The organism is Streptomyces sp. NPDC088246, assembly GCF_044741025.1.
GTDB lineage: Bacteria > Actinomycetota > Actinomycetes > Streptomycetales > Streptomycetaceae > Streptomyces.
Genome location: NZ_JBIURV010000173.1, coordinates 1 through 1,393 on the forward strand (window position 1 = coordinate 1; position 1,393 = coordinate 1,393).

Annotated in this window: 1 protein-coding gene; it reads right to left on the reverse strand. The window is 68.1% G+C overall.

The genetic code is table 11. The features are described from left to right. Positions 1–1,373, reverse strand: a 1,373-nt coding sequence (locus ACIPEK_RS46670) for a condensation domain-containing protein (RefSeq protein WP_402009137.1), incomplete at its 3' end; no start/stop codon positions are given. Positions 1,374–1,393 lie beyond the last annotated feature (20 nt).

A 1,393-nucleotide genomic window follows, 5' to 3' on the forward strand; every position in this document is an offset into this window, starting at 1 on the left:
AGGTAATGCGCCAGACGATTCGCCCGGCCCATCAACTCCCCGTACTCGACCGACACCTCACCGCAGACCACCGCCACCGCACCCGGCATCGACCCCGCACGCGCGGCAATCAGCTCATGCACCCCACCCACCACGGGCAGCGGCTCGACCGTCGCGTTCCACTCACGTACGACCTGCTCATGCTCCGCCTCCGTCAGTACCGGCAGCTCGCCCACCGGCATCTCGGCGTTCGCGCCGACAGATCCCAGCAACGTCACCATGTGCCCCGCCATCCGCTCGACCGTCACCGCGTCGAACAACGCGGTGCTGTACTGGATTTCTCCGGTCAGGGCACCGTCGTCCTCCCCCAGCGCCACGACCATGTCGAACTGAACCGGCAGCAGACCCGTGCCGGTTTCGATGCCCATGCCGGCTCCACCGGCCCTCTCCCGGTCGGAGGGCGACGTGCCTACGGCCTCGGCCGCGTAGTTGAAGGAGACGCGGGCGAGCGGGCTACGGGTACGGTCCCGTACATCCGCCATGGCGTCCACCACCTGCTCGAACGGCAGGTCCTGGTGCGCGTACGCACCGAGTGCGGTCCCACGCACTCTGCCGAGGAGTTCGGTGAACGTGGGGTTGCCGGACAGGTCGGTGCGCATGACGAGGGTGTTGACGAAGAAACCGATCAGGTCCTCGGTCTCGGCACGGTTCCGGTTCGCGACCGGTGTACTCACGACGATGTCGTCGGAGCGGGTGTACCGGCTCATGAGCACGTCGAAGGCAGCGAGCAGCGTCATGAACATCGTCGTGCCGTGCTCACGGGACAGTGCCTTCAGTGCCTCCGCCGTACCTGCGGGAGCACTGAACCGCACCACGGCTCCCTCGGTGGATCGCACGGCCGGCCGCGGCCGGTCGGTCGGCAGCTCCAGATCGGGAGCACCCCCCAACTTGCCGCGCCAGTAAGAGAGATGAGAGTCGAGTACGTCGCCGGTCAGCCATTGGCGCTGCCAGGCGACGACGTCGGCGTACTGGAACGCGAGCGGCGGCAGCGGGTTCGGCTCACCCGCGCGGAACGCCTCGTAGAGTGCGGACAGCTCGCGCTGGAAGACACGGTCCGACCACTCGTCGAAGACGACATGGTGGATGACCAGGGAGAGGATGTGCTCGTCAGGCGAGAGCCTGACGAGGGTTGCCCGCAGCAGGGGCCCGTTCGCCAGGTCGAACGGCGTCAGAGCATCCTTCGTGACCATGTCGTTCGCGGCGCCCTGCGGATCCAGGCTGCCGGAAAGGTCGAAGACCGGGACGGGCATGGGTGCGGGCGGGTCGATGACCTGGTGCGCGACTCCGTCCGGGCCGGCGACGAGGCGGGTCCGCAGCACCTCGTGCCGGGTCACGATCGCATCCAGCGCAGCCC